This is a genomic window from Lysobacter capsici (assembly GCF_018732085.1).
Classification (GTDB): Bacteria; Pseudomonadota; Gammaproteobacteria; order Xanthomonadales; family Xanthomonadaceae; genus Lysobacter; species Lysobacter capsici_A.
In genome coordinates this window covers 4,996,833-5,014,121 of record NZ_CP076103.1, presented here as the reverse complement: position 1 = coordinate 5,014,121, position 17,289 = coordinate 4,996,833, and the positions used below count along the sequence as shown (strand labels likewise).

The following is a 17,289-nucleotide window of genomic DNA, read 5'->3' as shown; positions in this document are numbered from 1 at the left end:
CGCCCTGCGCCCGGAGCCGTTCGGCTCGCGCGCCTGCGCGACGGGGCCGGGCAGTGTACGCCGGCTGGCCGGCCGCGTGCAGGTCCGGGCGGGTAAACTGCGACGCTTCGGCCCTCGCGGGCCCGGCTGGACGGCGCGAGGCGGCTGGATGAATCGCTGGTACGGCAAATTGCTGGGGGTCGTGGCCGGGATCGCGCTGATGCGCGGCAGCCCCCTGTTCGGCGCGATCGTCGGCCTGCTGATCGGCCACGCCTTCGACACCGACTGGTTCAAGCTGCGCGGCGACAACCCGTACCTGGCGCTGGGCCTGACCGCGGACGCCAGCGACGGCGAGGTCGAACAGGCCTACCGGCGGCTGATTTCGCAATACCACCCCGACCGGGTCGCCAACGCCGCCCCCGAGGTCCGCCAGCAGGCTGAGATCAAGGCGCGCGAGATCAATCGCGCCTACGACCGGATCAAGGCCTTGCGCCGACGTTGAGGCGAAAAACGAGTTCACAGGAGCGACGAGTGAGTAAGGGCGGCTCACCTGGCGCTCTTCCTCACTCCTGTGCACTCGTTCCTGGCTTTTTTGCCTGCGGTGCCAAGCAAGGCGACAATACCCGCATCTCCCGCCGGCAGCGCCCATGACCACGCAATCCACCGTCATCGCCCCCTCGATCCTCTCGGCCAATTTCGCCAAGCTCGGCGAAGAAGTCGACAACGTGCTCAAGGCCGGCGCCGACTGGGTCCATTTCGACGTCATGGACAACCACTACGTGCCCAACCTGACCATCGGCCCGCTGGTCTGCGAAGCCTTGCGCAAGCACGGCGTGACCGCGCCGATCGACGTGCATCTGATGGTCGACCCGGTCGATCGCATCGTCCCGGACTTCGCCAAGGCCGGCGCGAGCACGATCAGCTTCCATCCCGAAGCCAGCCAGCACGTCCACCGCACCATCCAGCTGATCAAGTCGCACGGCTGCGGCGCGGGCCTGGTGCTGAACCCGGCGACGCCGATCGAAGTGCTCGACTGGGTGCTCGACGATCTCGACCTGGTGCTGCTGATGTCGGTCAACCCCGGCTTCGGCGGCCAGAGCTTCATCCCGTCCGCGCTCGACAAGCTGCGCAAGGTGCGCGAGCGCATCGACAACAGCGGTCGCGCGATCCGCCTGGAGATCGATGGCGGGGTCAAGACCGACAACATCGCCGAGATCGCTGCGGCCGGCGCGGATACCTTCGTTGCGGGTTCGGCGATCTTCAATGCGCCGGGCGCGCAGCAGCACGGCTACGGCGAGGTGATCGCGAGCATGAAGGACGCGGTCGCCGCCGTGCGTCGTTGAGCACACTGCGAATAAGGGCGTAACCATGAACACCTGCGACCTGTGCGATCACCATGACGCGCAGGTGCGCGTGCTCGAGTTGCCGCTGCGCGATTACGGCGGCCGCATCGGCTTCGACGGCATCGTCAGCACGATCAAGGCCTACGAAGACAACTCGCGGGTGCGCGATGCCGTTGCCGAACCCGGCAATGGCCGGGTGCTGGTGATCGACGGCGGCGGTTCGATGCGCCGGTCGATGCTCGGCGATCTGCTCGCGGCCAAGGCGCTGGAGAACGGTTGGGCGGGCGTGGTGGTGTTCGGCGCGATCCGTGACAGCGCGGCGATCGGGGCGATGGCGCTCGGCGTCAAGGCGCTGGGGACGTGTCCGCGCAAGACCGACAAGCTGGGGCAAGGGTTGCGCGATGTGCCTGTGGAGTTCGGTGGGTTGGTGATTCGTCCGGGGGAGTGGTTGTGCGCGGATGCCGATGGGGTGGTATTGGCGGACGGTGTCTTGGGTTGAGTTCGCAGTGCGGTGTTGTCGCGTACGCGTGGGTTGGCCGCGGCGGACCCGGCTGAGCATTTTGCGATGCGTGATGTCGCATGGGCCGCAGTGACAATTGCTTCGCGCATGTTGCGTTCCTCGCTGTAGGAGCTGCGCAAGCTGCGACTGCGGGAATGCAGCTACGACGCAGGTTGCGACGTTGCCGTGATGGCGCGGTCGCAGCTTGCGCAGCTCCTACAGGTAGGCCATGTGGCTTTCGCTTGGGCATGAAGTCGCGCAGTCCATCTAGCGCTGCGACGCTTGTAACTCGCGAGAACAAAAGCACACCCGGAGGGCGACGCGCAGGGATGCGCGTCGCGCGCCACCGGGACATGGATGTCCCGTGTGGCGCGTGCCCGCGAAAGCTCCGCACTTGCGGGCACTTGATTCAAGAAAAAGCGTTTTTCTTTGGTTACCTTTCTTTTGTCGCTTTTGACAAAAGAAAGTAACTCGGCCGCTTGCGGACGAAAGCTGTTGATCTTGCCTTCGGCTTCAAAAGCTCTAAAGCCTTTAAAGCTTCCAGCAGGATCAAAAGCTTCCGCCACTAAAGCGGCGGGTAACTTTCTTTTGTCCAGAGCCACAAAAGTCCGTCTGGATTCCCTTCGGTCAAAAGTCACCAAAGAAAAAGGCGTTCCTGTTTCGAATCAAAAGCCGCACGATCGCTGCCGACGCAGGCATGCGCCACACGAGACATCCTGTCTCGGTGGCGCACGGCGCACATCCATGTGCGCCGCCCTCCGGGTGTGCTTTTGCTAACGCGAGTTACAAGCCTCGCAGCGCTGGATGAATTGCGTGGCTTCAGGTTCAAGGCAAAGGCCAAAGGCCAAAGGCAAAGAAGGCCAAGTCAACGCTAGAGTGGATGCCAGGGCCGTGTGCTTGCCGACCATTCAATCGTTCGTGGCCAAACAGCCGAACACGCGTCCGGTGCCGGACAAGGAGCCGCACGCGGACCTCAGCGAGGTCGGTTCCCCAAAACGAAAAACGCGGGCCTCTCGGCCCGCGTCTGGAATATTTGGAGGCAATCCAGCCTCCGCCCGTCGTCCCTGATATGGCCTCCTATATTCCGGATGGATGATGACAGGTGTGTGACACACTTCGCGTATCCGCAATTCACTTGCCTTGCGCGCGGCGCTGCTAGCCTCGCGACTCCTCCACGGACCCCGAACCCCATGCCCAAACCCCGCTGGCGATTGATCCTCAACGGCAAGTCCGCCGGCGATGAAGCCCTGCGCGAAGCCGTCGCCGCCATCCGCGATCGCGGCATCGGCCTCGACGTGCGGGTCACCTGGGAAAGCGGCGACGCCGAACGCTACGTGTCCGAAGCGATCGCCGACGGTGTTGCCACCATCGTCGCCGCCGGCGGCGACGGCACCCTCAGCGAAGTGGCGACCACGCTCGCCCATCGCGACGAATCGGCCGATGCGCTGCCCTCGCTGGGCTTGGTCCCGCTCGGCACCGCCAACGATTTCGCCAGCGCCGCGCTGATTCCAACCGACCCGGCGCAGGCCCTGGACCTGATCGATCGACAGCCGCCGCGGCCGATCGACCTGATCCGGCTGGAGGCGCCCGACGGGCTGCACTGGGCCGCCAATCTGGCCAGCGGCGGGTTCGGCACCCAGGTGACGATCGAGACCGATGCGGGATTGAAGAAAATGCTGGGCGGACTGGCCTACTTGGTCACCGGCATCTCCAAGCTCGGCAAGATCGAGCCGATGCGCGCGCGCCTGCACGGCGACGGCTTCGAATGGGAAGGCGACTTCATCGCCCTGGGCATCGGCAACGGCAAGCAGGCCGGCGGCGGCCAGGCGCTGTGCCCGGATGCGCTGATCGACGACGGCCTGCTCGACGTGACCGTGGTCCCGGAGCTGTCGGGCGAAGTCGGCGCGACCGTGCGCACCCTGCTGACCGAAGGCAAGCACGCCGCGCTCGACCGCGTCGCCGCGCGCGCGCAACTGAAATACGTCGAAATCGATTCGCCGCAGGGGCTCACCCTCAACCTCGACGGCGAACCGGTGCACTCGCATCATTTCCGCATCGATTGCGTACCGGCGCGGTTGCGCATGCACCTGCCCGCGGACTGCCCGTTGCTGTCGGCCACCGCGGCGCAGGCGCTGCCGGGCGCGCTCGCGACCGAGTCCGGCCGCTAGCCGCCGGACCGTCGCGCACGGTCGGCGAAGCAGTTACAGTGAGCGCCATGAAAGCCTGGGCGAACCCGCATTCCTTTTGCGCCGACGTGGGTTGGCGATGGTGGCCGCAAGCCATCCTCGCTCCTGCCCACTCGTCCATGAAGGAACCGCCGCGTGATCTCGCACGAACTTTTCCAGCAACAGGCCGCTAACGGCTATACCCGTATTCCCGTCGTGCGCGAGGTGCTGTCCGACCTCGACACGCCGCTGTCGGTCTATCTCAAGCTCGCCGACGGCCCGCACACCTACCTGTTCGAATCGGTCGAAGGCGGCGAACGCTTCGGCCGCTACTCGATCATCGGCCTGCCCGCGCAGCGCGTGTACGCGTTCGCCGGCCACACCTTGTTCGTGTCCGAACACGGCGAACTGGTCGACAGCCGTCAGGTCGAAGACCCTTTCGCCGAAGTCGAACGCCTGCGCACCGAGTACCGCGTGCCCAAGATCGACGGCCTGCCGGGTTTCGCCGGCGGCTTGGTCGGCTGGTTCGGCTTCGAATGCATCCAGTACATCGAGCCGCGCCTGGCCGGTCCGCAGCCCGACGGCAGCTACAAGCCCGACGAACTGGGCACGCCCGACATCCTGCTGATGCAGAGCGAAGAACTGGCGGTGTTCGACAACCTCAAGGGCCGGCTGTACCTGATCGTGCATGCCGACCCGCGCGAGCCGCAGGCGTTCGCACGCGCCAATCGCCGGCTCGATCAGCTGGTCCATCGGCTGCGCATCGGCGGCGCGGGCTATCCGGAAACGCTCGACCCGGCCGGTCTGGACGAAGGCGATTTCGTTTCCGGTTTCACCCGCGAAGGCTTCATCGACGCGGTCGAGAAGGCCAAGGAACTGATCCGCGCCGGCGATATTTTCCAGGTGGTGCTGTCGCAGCGGCTCAGCGTGCCGTTCAAGGCGCGCCCGGTCGACGTGTATCGCGCGCTGCGCGCGTTGAACCCGTCGCCGTACATGTATTTCCTCGATGTCGGCGGCACCCAGGTGGTCGGTTCGTCGCCTGAAATCCTGGTGCGCCTGCAGGACGGCGAAGTCACCGTGCGTCCGATCGCCGGCACCCGTCCGCGCGGCAAGACGGTGGAAGAAGACAACGCGCTGGAAATCGAATTGCTGGCCGATCCGAAGGAGCGCGCCGAGCACCTGATGCTGATCGACCTGGGCCGCAACGACGTCGGCCGGGTGTCGTTGCCGGGCACGGTCGAAGTCGGCGAGCAGTTCGGCATCGAGCGCTACAGCCACGTGATGCACATCGTCAGCGAAGTCACCGGTCAGCTGAAGCCGGACATGAGCTACGCCGACGTGCTGCGCGCGACGTTTCCGGCCGGCACCGTCAGCGGCGCGCCGAAGATCCGCGCGCTGGAAGTCATCCGCGAATTCGAACCGGTCAAGCGCAACGTGTATTCCGGCGCGGTCGGCTACATCGGCTGGCATGGCGACGCCGACACCGCGATCGCGATCCGCACCGCCGTGATCCAGGACGGCCGCCTGCACGTGCAGGCCGGCGCCGGCATCGTCTACGACTCCGATCCGCAGAAGGAGTGGGAAGAGACGATGAGCAAGGGTCGCGCTTTGTTCCGGGCGGTGGCCGAGGCGGCGCGCGGGCTTTAAGCGCGTTAGGCGACGGCGGCGTTTGCACCGTCGTGAGTTGCGATGCCTGTCGGAATGGCGACTGTAGGAGCGGCGTGAGCCGCGATCGCGCCATTGCGACTACGACGTTGGTCAGGCATCACGATGGTCGCTCACGTCGTGTTGCGCCGGTCATCGGCAATTCGTGGTCGCAGCTCACGCAGCTCCTACAGCAGGCTGCCGTGAGTTGCGACGAGTTTCGGGTGGCGACTGTAGGAGCGGCGCAAGCCGCGACCGCGCCATTGCGATTACGGCGTTGGTTGAACGTGGCAATGGTCGCTCGCGTCGTGTTGCGCCGGTTATCGACAATTCGCGGTCGCAGCTTGCGCAACTCCTACAGGGGGTTGCCGTGAGTTGCGACGAGTTTCGGGTGGCGACTGTAGGAGCGGCGCAAGCCGCGACCGCGCCATTGCGACTACGACGTTGGTTAGACATCACGATAGTCGCTCACGTCGTGTTGCGCCGGTTATCGGCAATTCGCGGTCGCAGCTTGCGCAGCTCCTACAGGAGGCTGCCGTGAGTCGCGACGGATGTCGGGGTGACGACTATAGGAGCGGCGCAAGCCGCGACCGCGCCAATCAAGATGTGACGTCGGTCCGAAGTCGCGGCGATCGCCCGGACGCAATCGCCGCGCCACATTAAAAATAGTTCATCCAGCGGAAAGCTCGAGGCGAAGGCCCGGGGCGCAATCTGGCTTCGCGATGGGGCCCACCCCACCGGCCAAACCTCCCACCCCCTCGAATCCCCTGGAGCCTCACATGAACGTTCGCAACGCCCTGATTGCCGTCGCCCTGACCGCGTTCGCCGGTTCCGCGTTCGCCGCCGCGCCGGCGACCACCGCCGGTACCGCCGCGCCGGCCGCCAAGACCGTCAAGCACAAGCATCACAAGGCCAAGAAGTCGGCCAAGGCCGCGCCGGCCGCCGAAGCGGCGGCGCCTGCCTCGAACTGATCCTTCGCGAGCCTGCTCCCCCGAGCCCCACGCATCGTCGGCGTGGGTCCCCGACACCCCGCCGGCGCGAGCCGGCGGGGTGTCCTTTATTGAAGCGACCGCGACGACGGTCGAACGATCGTGTGATCCCGTGTTCCGCTTTCGCTAGTGTGTTCGGCTTGCCCCGCCGGTCCGTCCGGCGGGCGATTTTTCCCCGGCGCGACGACCGCCGCGGCCCGGCGCCGGCCATCGCCGTGGTTCCCGGCCAGCGCGGTATCCTGTCGGCGTCCTTTCCTTCATGCACCGTCGCGATCGCGGAGTCGGCATGCGCGTCCTGCTCGTCGAAGACGATCCCCACACCGCCAGCTTCATCGCCAAGGGCCTGCGCGAAGACGGCCATACCGTCGATCACGCCGACAACGGCCGCGACGGCTTGTTCCTGGCCACCACCGAAAGCTTCGATGCGATCGTGCTCGACCGCATGCTGCCCGCGCTCGACGGCCTGGTGCTGCTGCAGACCTTGCGCGGCGCCGGCAACCGCACGCCGGTGCTGCTGCTGACCGCGCTGGGCGAAGTCGACCACCGGGTCGAAGGCCTGCGCGCCGGCGCCGACGATTACCTGGTCAAGCCGTTCGCCTACGCCGAACTGAGCGCGCGCCTGGACAGCATCCTGCGCCGCGGCAGCGCCGGCGGCAGCGAACCGACCCGCCTGCGCGTGGCAGATCTCGAACTCGACTTGCTCAGCCGCGAAGCGCGCCGCGGCGACAAGCGCATCGAGCTGCAGCCGCGCGAGTTCCGCCTGCTCGAATACCTGATGCGCCAGGCCGAACGCGTGGTCACCCGGACCATGTTGCTCGAAGCGGTCTGGGACTATCACTTCGACCCGCAGACCAACGTCATCGACGTGCACATCAGCCGCCTGCGGCAGAAGATCGACCAGGGCTATCCGCGGCCGTTGCTGCACACCGTGCGCGGCGCCGGTTACCGGTTGGGCGCATGAGCCGCCCGCGCATCACCGCAGGCGAGCGCCGCGCATGCGCCTGATGCCGCGCTCGACCAGCGCGCGCCTGGCCCTGGCGGTTACCGCGTCGTTCCTGTTCGCGTTCGTGTTGCTCGGCATCGGCGTGCATTACGCGGTGTCGGCGATGCTGATCCAGGACGCGCGCGAACTGGTCAAGGTCGACGCGGCCGGACTGGTCGAGATGTACCAGGACGACGGCGGCGCGGCATTGCTGGCCGAGCTGCGCGACCGCATCGCCTCCGACGACGATCCCGATGCGGTCTACGCGCTGACCGCGCCCGACGGCCGCGTGGTCGCCGGCAACACGCCGGTGCCAAACCATCGTCGCGGCGCGCATTGGATCGAGTTCACCGAACACAGCGGCGACGGCGATCTGCGCGTGGTCGCGCAACTGCTGCGCCTGCCCGACGGCACCACCTTGTTGACCGGCACCCGCACCCGCAGCCAGGACCGCTTCCTGGGCTTGATGCTGCGCACGGCGTTGGCGGCGCTGCTGGTCGCGGCCAGCCTGGGCGCGTTGATCGGCTGGATGACCTCGCGCTGGGTCTCGCGCCGGCTGCGGCATCTGGACAACACCGCCGAGCGCGTCGGCGGCGGCGAGCTGGACCTGCGCGCGCGCCTGGACGGCAGCGACGATGCCTTCGACCGGCTCGCGCGACGCTTCAACGCCATGCTCGACCGGATCGAGGAATTGCTCGGCGGTGTGCGTCACGCCACCGACCACATCGCCCACGACCTGCGCACGCCGCTGACCCGGCTGCGCAATCGCCTGGAGGAGGCGCGTCAGCGCGAACAGGACGCCGACGCCGCCGCGCGTCTGGACGCGGCGATCGGCGAGACCGATCAACTGCTGCATTCGTTCGGCGCGCTGCTGCGCCTGGCGCGGATCGAGGCGCAGCCGCCGGTGCACGACGAACCCGAACTCGACCTGGCCGACCTGGTCCGCGATGCGGCCGAGTTGTACACGCCGATCGCCGCCGAACGCGGCATCGCCCTGACCACCGAGCTGCCTTCGCCGGGCGGCGCGCGGGTGCGCGGCGATGCCGACCAGTTGTTCCAGATGCTGGTCAATCTGCTCGACAACGCGGTCAAGTACGCGCCGGCCGACACCGAGGTGCGGCTGGGCCTGCAGCGCGAGCGGCAGGCGATCGTGCTGCAGATCGACGATCGCGGCCCGGGCATTCCGGCCGAGGACCGGGCGCGGGTGTTCGATCGCTTCCAGCGCCTGGAGACCCATCGCGGTTCGCCCGGCACCGGCCTGGGCATGAGCCTGGTGCGGGCGATCCTGCATCGTCATGGCGGGCATATCGCCTTGCTCGACAACCATCCGGGGCTGCGGGTGCGGGTGACGTTGGGGGCGGTGGAGGATTGAGTCCGTCCGGGCCTGGGATTGCGACTGTAGGAGCGGCGCGAGCCGCGACCGCGCCAATGCAACTACTGCGCCACGGCGGGCCTTGCGCCGTAATTGAATTGGCGTGGTCGCAGCTTGCGCCGCTCCTACAGTCGGATACGGGACGGCGCCGGTCGTTGAGGCGATGACGGGTAACCGCCCGCGGTCGCACAAACCCCGATCCAGCCGTTACAGTAGGCCCATGAAGCTCCGCGCGATTCCGCACAATTCCCCGAAGGCCGGCCAGGGCTGGCGATGGTGGCGTGCCGCCTCCGTCCCCGTGCCGTCGTCTTTCGAGGAATGCCTGCGTGACCCCGCCCAATCGTTCCACCCCTGCGGCCGCTGAGCGCCGCCGGCGCGTCCCCGTCGCGGCAGCGCCCGATCCGATCGCAACCACGCTGCTCCGGCCGGACCGGGTTTCACCCGATCCGACGCCGTCCGATCTCATCTCATCCGATTCGGCCCTGGCGGCCGGACCCGGCGATTCCCGTCCCCAGTCACTGCCCCGGCCCGTTCGCAATCGCGATAATGGCGGGCTGGCGGCCGCGTCCGGCAGGCGAGGGCAGGGGCCGGTTCGCCGCGCCGCGGCGGCGTCGCAATCGGCGCAATCCTTCGCAGGCACGATGCCGGGACCGGCCTCACGGTCGTCCCCCGGCGACGTGTGTCGTCCAGGCACTCCACGCACCACCCGCATTCGAGGCGCGTCATGTCCGTTTTGATGATCGACAACTACGACAGCTTTACCTACAACATCGTGCAGTACCTGCAGTCGTTGGGCGCGCAAGTGAAGGTGATCCGCAACGACGAGTTGTCGGTGGACGAGATCGAACGACTCGCGCCCGAACGCATCGTGATTTCGCCCGGCCCGAGCACGCCCGACAACGCCGGCGTATCGCTCGAAGTGATCCGCCGGCTCGGGCCGAACACGCCGATCTTCGGCGTCTGCCTCGGCCATCAGAGCCTGGGCCAGGCCTACGGCGGCGAGGTGATCCGCGCCAAGCACATCATGCACGGCAAGACTTCGCACATCCGCCACGAAGGCCGCGGCGTGTTCGCCGGTTTGCCCGACGCCTACGAGGCCACGCGCTATCACTCGCTGGTGGTGTCGCGCGACAGCCTGCCCGAGAGCCTGGAGATCACCGCCTGGACCGAGTACGAGGACGGCCGTTTCGAGGAGATCATGGGACTGCGCCATCGCGAGCATCCGGTCGAAGGCGTGCAGTTCCATCCCGAGTCGATCAAGACCGAGCACGGGCATGCGTTGCTGCGCAATTTCCTGCAGCGCTGAAGCGGGCGATAGCCGGATCGAACGCGATTGCGCAGCAAGCGTCGATTCGAAAAGCCTCTTCGATTCTCGATTCTCGATTCTCGATTCTCGATTCCCGATTCCCGATTCCCGATCCACAGCCGCAGGCGACCGCATGCCCATGACCCCTCAAGAAGCCCTGCAACGCACCATCGAGCACCGCGAAATCTTCCACGACGAAATGGTCGAGTTGATGCGCACGATCATGCGCGGCGAAGTGTCGCCGACCATGACCGCGGCGATCCTCACCGGCTTGCGGGTCAAGAAGGAAACCATCGGCGAGATCGCGGGCGCGGCGACGGTGCTGCGCGAATTCGCGCGGCCGGTGCAGGTCGCCGATCGCACCCATCTGGTCGACATCGTCGGCACCGGCGGCGACGGCGCGCATACCTTCAATATTTCCACCGCGAGCATGTTCGTGGTCGCTGCGGCCGGGGCCAAGGTCGCCAAGCACGGCAACCGCAGCGTGTCGTCGAAGTCCGGCAGCGCCGACGTGCTCGAAGCGCTGGGCGCGGCGATCGAGCTGCAACCCGAGCAGGTCGGCCAGTGCATCGAGCAGGCCGGGATCGGTTTCATGTTCGCGCCGGTGCATCACCCGGCGATGAAGGTGGTCGCGCCGGTGCGGCGCGAGATGGGCGTGCGCACCTTGTTCAACATCCTCGGCCCGCTGACCAATCCGGCCGATGCGCCGAGCATCCTGATGGGCGTGTTCCATCCCGATCTGGTCGGCATCCAGGTGCGCGTGCTGCAGGAGCTCGGCGCGCAGCGTGCGCTGGTGGTGTGGGGCCGCGACGGCATGGACGAGCTCTCGCTCGGCGCCGGTTCGCTGGTCGGCGAATTGCGCGACGGCGTGGTGCGCGAGTACGAAGTGCATCCGGAGGATTTCGGCATCGCGATGGCGGCCAGCCGCAATCTGCGGGTCAACGACGCCGATGAATCGAAGGTGCTGTTGCTGCAGGCGCTGGAAAATCGCGAAGGCTTGCCGCGTGAGATCGTGGCCTTGAATTCGGGCGCGGCGCTGTATGCGGCGGGCGTGGTCGAGAGCATCGCCGAGGGCATCGAGCGTGCGCGCGCGGCGTTGGCCTCGGGCGCGGCGCGGGCGAAGCTCGATGAATTCGTTGCGCTGACGCGGCGGTTGGCGGCGGGGTGATTGTGGTTGCGTCGCGGCTGGGAGGAAAAGCAAATCCCCCCTAGCCCCCCTTTTTCAAAGGGGGGGAATGCCGGCGAGGCGATCGGTGGGTGTCGCTTGTTGTGTGTGCGATTCAAAGCGATGTCTGTGAGCTTGCGATTCGGCTCGACTCGATGCGATGCGCCAAGTCTGTTCACGCCACGCTGCACGGATGTTCCCTAGACCCGTGCTGTTCCCCCCTTTGTAAAAGGGGGGCAGGGGGGATTTGCTTTTAGCTCTTAAGTCTTTCGCTCTACCCGACCCCAAACCCCGAGCCAGCCATGCCAGCCATGCCAGCCAGCTTCGCCACCCTCCCCAAGCCCCCGTACTACGCGGTGATCTTCAGCTCCCAGCGCACCGACGAAGGCGACGCCGCCTACTACGAAGCCGCCGATCGCATGGTCGAACTGGCCGCGCAGCAGCCCGGTTACCTCGGCGTGGAGTCGACCCGCGGCAGCGACGGCTTCGGCATTACCGTGAGCTACTGGGCCGACGAAGCCTCGATCCTGGCCTGGAAGCGCAACCTGGAACACACCGCGATCCGCGAGCGCGGCCGCAAGGAGTGGTACGCGCAGTTCGAATTGCGCGTCGCCCGGGTCGAACGCGCCTACGGCTGGAGCCGCGACGCGGCTCGCGCCGACACGGCACAATCCAGCGATGCCCAGCCCAGTGGCCGCCATGAGTGATCCGACGATGTCCGCAGCCCCGACCGACGAACCCGCGCTGCGCCTGATCCTCAACGCCGATGTCTACGCGCCGCAGGCGCTGGGCCGGCAGAATCTGCTGCTCGGCGGCGGCAAGATCCTGTGGATGGGCATCGACCCGCCGCAGCTGCCGGCCTCGCTGCCGGTCGAGACCCTCGACCTGCAGGGCCGGCGGCTGATCCCGGGCCTGATCGACGGCCATGTCCACGTCACCGGCGGCGGCGGCGAAGCCGGTTTCCGCACCCGCGTGCCGGCGCCGATGCTGTCGCGCTACACCCGCGCCGGCGTGACCAGCGTGGTCGGTCTGCTCGGCACCGACGACCTCGCGCGTGGCACCCGCGAGCTGGTCGCCAATATCTACGGCCTGCGCGAAGAAGGCCTCAACGCCTGGGGGTATTGCGGCGGCTACCACCTGCCGCCCACCACCCTGACCGGCAGCGTGCGCGGCGATGTGGTGTTCATCGAGCCGCTGATCGGCGTGGGCGAGGTCGCGATCAGCGACCACCGCTCCAGCCAGCCGACCCTGGACGAACTGTTGAAGCTCGCGTCCGAGGCGCATGTCGCCGGGCTGATGACCGGCAAGGCCGGCATCGTCCACCTGCACCTGGGCGACGGCCCGCGCGGGCTGGAACTGGTGCGCCAGGCGCTCGATACCAGCGAACTGCCGGCGCGGGTGTTCAACCCGACCCACGTCAACCGGCGCAAGGCCTTGTTCGCCGAAGCCCTGGACCTGGCGCGGCGCGGTTGCCACATCGACCTGACCGCGTTCCCGGTCGAAGAAGGCGAGGACGCCTGGACCGCGCAGGATGCGCTGATCCAGTACCTCGACAGCGGCGCGCCGGCCGAGCGGGTCAGCGTCAGTTCCGATGCCGGCGGCTGCCTGGCCTGTTTCGACGAGCACGGGCGAATGTGCGGCATGGGCGTGGGCGAATCGGGCGCCCTGCTCGAATGCCTGAACGCGGTGTTGGCGCGCGGGGTCGAACTCGAACGCGCGCTGCCGGCCTTCACCCTCAATCCGGCCCGTCTGCTGCGCCTACCCGGCAAGGGCGTGATCGCCGCCGGCGCCGACGCCGACCTGGTCGCGCTGGACGAAAACGGCGCCGCGCATGATGTGTTCATCGCCGGCCGCGCGCATCTGCGCGACGGCGCGGTGCTGCGGCGTGGTAATTTTGAGACCTGATACCCGATCCGTTCGCGACCGCTCCCGGTCGCATAGGCCCGGCCCACCGCTGAATTCCCGATCGCCGCCGCCAATACGCGGCGGCCAGCCGCTTTCGCTGCGCCTCGCGCGCAGCCAGCCCGACCAAGAGTGAGTACGTACGGATGTCGCCAAGCAGAATCCCCGACGGTGAAGAGCGGGGCTGGATCGTTCCGATAGGTGGGGCGGAAGACAAGGAACACGGAGCGAAGATTCTGCAGCGGTTCCTGGATCTGTGCGGCGGCGACGGCGCCGACATCGTGGTGATTCCCACCGCCAGCCGCATGCCCGACACCGGCGATCGCTACGAAAAACTGTTCTCCGACCTCGGCGCCAGCCGGGTCGAGTCGATGGATTTCGATACCCGCCGCGATTGTTTCGAGCCCAACCGGATCCAGCGGATCGAACAGGCCAGCGGCATTTTCTTCACCGGCGGCAACCAATTGCGCATCTCCACCATGCTCGGTGGCACGCCGATTGCGCAGGCGATCCGCGCGCAGAACGCGCGCGGCGTGGCCGTCGGCGGCACCAGCGCGGGCGCGAGCATCCTCAGCGAGCACATGATCGCGTTCGGCACCGAGGGCTCCTCGCCGCGCGCCGACAGCGTGCGGCTGGCGCCGGGCCTGGGCCTGACCAACCGGGTGGTGATCGACCAGCACTTCCGCCAGCGCGACCGCCTCGGCCGCCTGGTCGCGGCGCTGGCCTACAACCCGTTCGCGATCGGCATCGGCCTGGACGAGGACACCGCGGCCTTCATCAGCCCGGACAACACCATCGAGGTCGAAGGCAGCGGCTCGGTCACCGTGGTCGACGCCGACGGCCTGCAGTTCTCGTCCATGCACATGGTCGGCGAGGACGAACCGGTCTGCCTGCTCGGCCTGGGCGTGCACATCCTGACCAAAGGCGCTACGTTCAATCTCAATACCCGCAAGGCATCGGCGGGTTCGCTGGCGGTGTCCAAGTCGGGATGACGCCATCGGCGTGAATGAGTGCGTGCCGCTTGAGCCTGGCCGTCTTCGATACGTTGCGCTTACATCCGTCCCGCTAAATCTGTTCCGCCCCAATCCGTCCCATTCAATTCCCGCGACTTAAACCCACTCGACCCAAATCACCATGAACTGAGGTTCTGCATGCGCATTCTCGATCGCTCCGTTTATGTCGGCCCTTCGTTGTATGCGCACTTTCCGGTCATACGCCTGGAGTTGGACCTGCAGGCACTGGAAGCCTGGCCGACCGCGCGTCTCGGACCGGCCTTCATCGACGGGCTGGTCGAAGCGCTGCCCGGATTGGCCGAACACGGCTGCTCCTACCGCGAACCCGGCGGTTTCGTCCGCCGCATGCGCGAGGACGAAGGCACCTGGCTCGGCCACGTGCTCGAACACGTCGCGATCGAATTGCAGAACGTCGCCGGCGAGAACGTCACCTTCGGCAAGACCCGCAGCGTCAGCGACGACCGCCCCGGCGTGTACTCGGTGGTGTACGAATACGCGCAGCGCGAGGAAGGCATCGCCGCGGGCGAACTCGGCATCAAGCTGCTGTGTTCGCTGCTGCCCGAGGAGATCCGCCCGGCCGGCAGCGTGCCGGCGGATTTCGAATGGGAAAGCGCGCGCGACGGCTTCATCCGCTACGCCCAGCGCCGCGCGCTCGGGCCGTCGACCGCTTCGCTGGTGCGGGCGGCCGAGGAGCGCAATATTCCGTGGCTGCGGCTCAACACCCAGTCGTTGATCCAGTTCGGCCATGGCAAATATCAGCAGCGGATTCAGGCCACGGTGACGGGGCGGACTTCGCATATCGCGGTGGAACTGGCCAGCGACAAGGAGGAGACCAACAAGATTCTGGCCTCGCTCGGGTTGCCGGTGCCGCGGCAGGAGTTGGTCAGCGATTCCAGCGGCGCGATCCGCGCGGCGAAGAAGCTCGGCGGCTCGGTCGTGACCAAGCCGTACAACGGCAACCACGGCCGCGGCATCACCATCGACATTTCCAGCGACGAAGACGTGCGCGCCGGTTTCGAGGCCGCGCGCGAGCATTCGCGCTCGGTGATCGTCGAGACCTTCGTCGGCGGCGACGACCATCGCCTGCTGGTGATCAACGGCGAACTGATCGCCGCCACCAAGCGCACGCCCGGCCACGTGGTCGGCGACGGCCTGCGCAGCATCGCCGAACTGGTCGAACTGGTGAACCAGGACCCGCGCCGCGGCGTCGGTCACGAGAAGGTGCTCACGCGCCTGGAGCTGGATTCGCAGGCCGAATTGATGATGGAGCGGGTCGGCTACACCGCCGCGTCGATCCCCAAGCCCGGCGAAATCGTCTACCTGCGTTCCACCGCCAACCTGTCCACCGGCGGCACCGCGACCGACGTCACCGACATCATCCATCCCGACAACCGCGACATGGCGGTGCGCGCGGTGCTCGCGATCGGCCTGGACGTGGGCGGCGTGGATTTCATCTCGCCCAACATCGCTGAGAGCTACAAGAACATCGGCGGCGGCATCTGCGAGATCAACGCCGCGCCCGGCTTCCGCATGCACGTCGCGCCGAGCGAAGGCACGCCGCGCGATGCCGCCGGTCCGGTCATCGACATGCTGTTCGCGCCGGGCGCGCCCACGCGCGTGCCGATCGCCGCGATCACCGGCACCAACGGCAAGACCACCACCGCGCGCATGCTCGCCCACATCACCAAGATGGGCGGCTACACCCCGGGCCTGACCACCACCGACGGCGTCTACATCGACGGCCAGCGCACGGTCGAAGGCGATATGACCGGCCCGGTGTCCGCGCGCATGGTGCTGTCGGACCCGCACGTCGACATGGCGGTGCTGGAAACCGCGCGCGGCGGCCTGCTGCGCGCCGGCATGGGCGTGTCCGAGGTCAACGTCGGCGCGGTGCTCAACATCCAGTCCGATCACCTCGGCCTCAAGGGCATCGACACGCTCGAACAGCTCGCCGAGATCAAGCGGGTGGTGGTCGAAGTGGCCACCGATTGCGCGGTGCTCAACGCCGACGATCCGCACGTGTTGAAGATGTCGGCCTACACCGACGCCAAGGTGATCTGCTACGTCACCATGAACCCCTCGCACGCGCTGGTGCGCGAGCACATCCGCGCTGGCGGCCGCGCCTGCGCGCTGGAGGCCGGCATCAACGGCCACATGATCACGCTCTACGACAAGGGCAGCCACATCCCGTTGCTGTGGACGCATCTGATCCCGGCGACGATGGAAGGCCGCGCGCTGCACAACGTGCAGAACGCGATGGTCGCCGCGGCGATGGCGTTCTCGCTGGGGATCAAGCTCGACGCGATCCGCCACGGCCTGCGCACGTTCGACACGACCTTCTTCCAGGCCCCGGGCCGGATGAACGTCTACAACGAACATCCGTTCAAGGTGGTGATGGACTACGGCCACAATGCCCACGCGGTCAGCGTGATGTCGGACCTGGCCCAGCGCCTGGACGTGCCGGGCCGCCGCATCGTGGTCCTGGCCGGCCCCGGCGATCGCCGCGACGAAGACCTGCATGCGATCGCCGAAGCGGTCGCCGGCCGGTTCGATCACTACATCTGCCGCCGCGACGATTCGCTGCGCGGCCGCGACGGCGACGAAGTGCCGCGGATCATCGCCAAGAAGCTGCTGGCGCTCGGCGTGGCCGAAGCGTCGGTCTCGATCATTCCCGACGAGCAGCAGGCGGTCGACGCCGCGCTGCGCATGGGCCAGGCCGGCGATCTGGTGCTGGTGTTCGCCGACGCGCTGGCGCGCTCGTGGAAGCAGATCATCCACTTCCAGCCCGAGGGCGTGGTCGCCGCGGTGGCGCAGCGCGCCGAACTGCCGCCGCTGGAACCGGCGCTGGACGAAGCCGCGTTCGCGGCGATGGAAGGCGTGGTGCGCGACGAGCGCGGCTTGCGCTTCGAACGCGAAGAGAGCGACTGAGC

Annotated in this window: 14 protein-coding genes; all 14 read left to right on the top strand. The window is 67.3% G+C overall.

The features are described from left to right. Nucleotides 1-148 precede the first annotated feature (148 nt). The 14 genes from KME82_RS20880 to cphA all read left to right on the top strand — a co-directional run bounded on the left by KME82_RS20880 (nucleotide 149) and on the right by cphA (nucleotide 17,287). On the top strand, nucleotides 149-481 hold the full coding sequence (locus KME82_RS20880) for a J domain-containing protein (RefSeq protein WP_215499159.1): 333 nt from the start codon (nucleotides 149-151) through the stop codon (nucleotides 479-481). Between the two features lie 145 nt (nucleotides 482-626). After that, the gene (rpe, locus tag KME82_RS20875) at nucleotides 627-1,322 is read left to right on the top strand and encodes a ribulose-phosphate 3-epimerase (RefSeq protein WP_215495703.1); all 696 of its coding nucleotides are present in this window, start codon (nucleotides 627-629) and stop codon (nucleotides 1,320-1,322) included. A gap of 25 nt (nucleotides 1,323-1,347) precedes the next feature. Then, nucleotides 1,348-1,821, top strand: coding sequence for a ribonuclease E activity regulator RraA (gene rraA, locus KME82_RS20870; RefSeq protein WP_215495702.1), 474 nt, complete (start codon nucleotides 1,348-1,350; stop codon nucleotides 1,819-1,821). 1,190 nt (nucleotides 1,822-3,011) lie between these two features. Then, nucleotides 3,012-3,989: a lipid kinase YegS gene (gene yegS, locus KME82_RS20865; RefSeq protein WP_215495701.1), complete on the top strand. Its 978-nt coding sequence runs from the start codon at nucleotides 3,012-3,014 to the stop codon at nucleotides 3,987-3,989. A 153-nt stretch (nucleotides 3,990-4,142) separates the two neighbouring features. Then, the gene (gene trpE / locus KME82_RS20860) at nucleotides 4,143-5,633 is read left to right on the top strand and encodes an anthranilate synthase component I (protein ID WP_215495700.1); all 1,491 of its coding nucleotides are present in this window, start codon (nucleotides 4,143-4,145) and stop codon (nucleotides 5,631-5,633) included. A 776-nt stretch (nucleotides 5,634-6,409) separates the two neighbouring features. Beyond that, on the top strand, nucleotides 6,410-6,601 hold the full coding sequence (locus tag KME82_RS20855) for a hypothetical protein (RefSeq protein WP_046657878.1): 192 nt from the start codon (nucleotides 6,410-6,412) through the stop codon (nucleotides 6,599-6,601). A gap of 304 nt (nucleotides 6,602-6,905) precedes the next feature. Beyond that, nucleotides 6,906-7,580 carry a response regulator transcription factor gene (locus KME82_RS20850; protein ID WP_036104925.1) on the top strand — a complete coding sequence of 225 codons (675 nt, stop codon included), beginning with the start codon at nucleotides 6,906-6,908 and terminating at the stop codon, nucleotides 7,578-7,580. Nucleotides 7,581-7,614: 34 nt separating this feature from the next. After that, on the top strand, nucleotides 7,615-8,973 hold the full coding sequence (locus tag KME82_RS20845; RefSeq protein ID WP_215495699.1) for a sensor histidine kinase: 1,359 nt from the start codon (nucleotides 7,615-7,617) through the stop codon (nucleotides 8,971-8,973). A 724-nt stretch (nucleotides 8,974-9,697) separates the two neighbouring features. Beyond that, entirely contained in the window at nucleotides 9,698-10,279 is a 582-nt protein-coding gene (locus KME82_RS20840) for an anthranilate synthase component II (protein ID WP_215495698.1), read from the top strand. Between the two features lie 133 nt (nucleotides 10,280-10,412). Further along, nucleotides 10,413-11,447 (top strand): anthranilate phosphoribosyltransferase, encoded by a 1,035-nt coding sequence (gene trpD, locus KME82_RS20835; RefSeq protein ID WP_215495697.1) that lies wholly within the window; start codon nucleotides 10,413-10,415, stop codon nucleotides 11,445-11,447. A gap of 299 nt (nucleotides 11,448-11,746) precedes the next feature. Beyond that, complete coding sequence (locus tag KME82_RS20830; RefSeq protein WP_252255453.1) at nucleotides 11,747-12,151, top strand: antibiotic biosynthesis monooxygenase family protein; 405 nt, start codon at nucleotides 11,747-11,749, stop codon at nucleotides 12,149-12,151. A gap of 7 nt (nucleotides 12,152-12,158) precedes the next feature. Next, on the top strand, nucleotides 12,159-13,349 hold the full coding sequence (gene iadA, locus KME82_RS20825) for a beta-aspartyl-peptidase (protein ID WP_215495696.1): 1,191 nt from the start codon (nucleotides 12,159-12,161) through the stop codon (nucleotides 13,347-13,349). Nucleotides 13,350-13,492: 143 nt separating this feature from the next. After that, nucleotides 13,493-14,338, top strand: coding sequence for a cyanophycinase (locus KME82_RS20820; protein WP_215495695.1), 846 nt, complete (start codon nucleotides 13,493-13,495; stop codon nucleotides 14,336-14,338). Nucleotides 14,339-14,497: 159 nt separating this feature from the next. Then, nucleotides 14,498-17,287, top strand: coding sequence for a cyanophycin synthetase (cphA, locus tag KME82_RS20815; protein WP_215495694.1), 2,790 nt, complete (start codon nucleotides 14,498-14,500; stop codon nucleotides 17,285-17,287). Nucleotides 17,288-17,289: the final 2 nt, after the last annotated feature.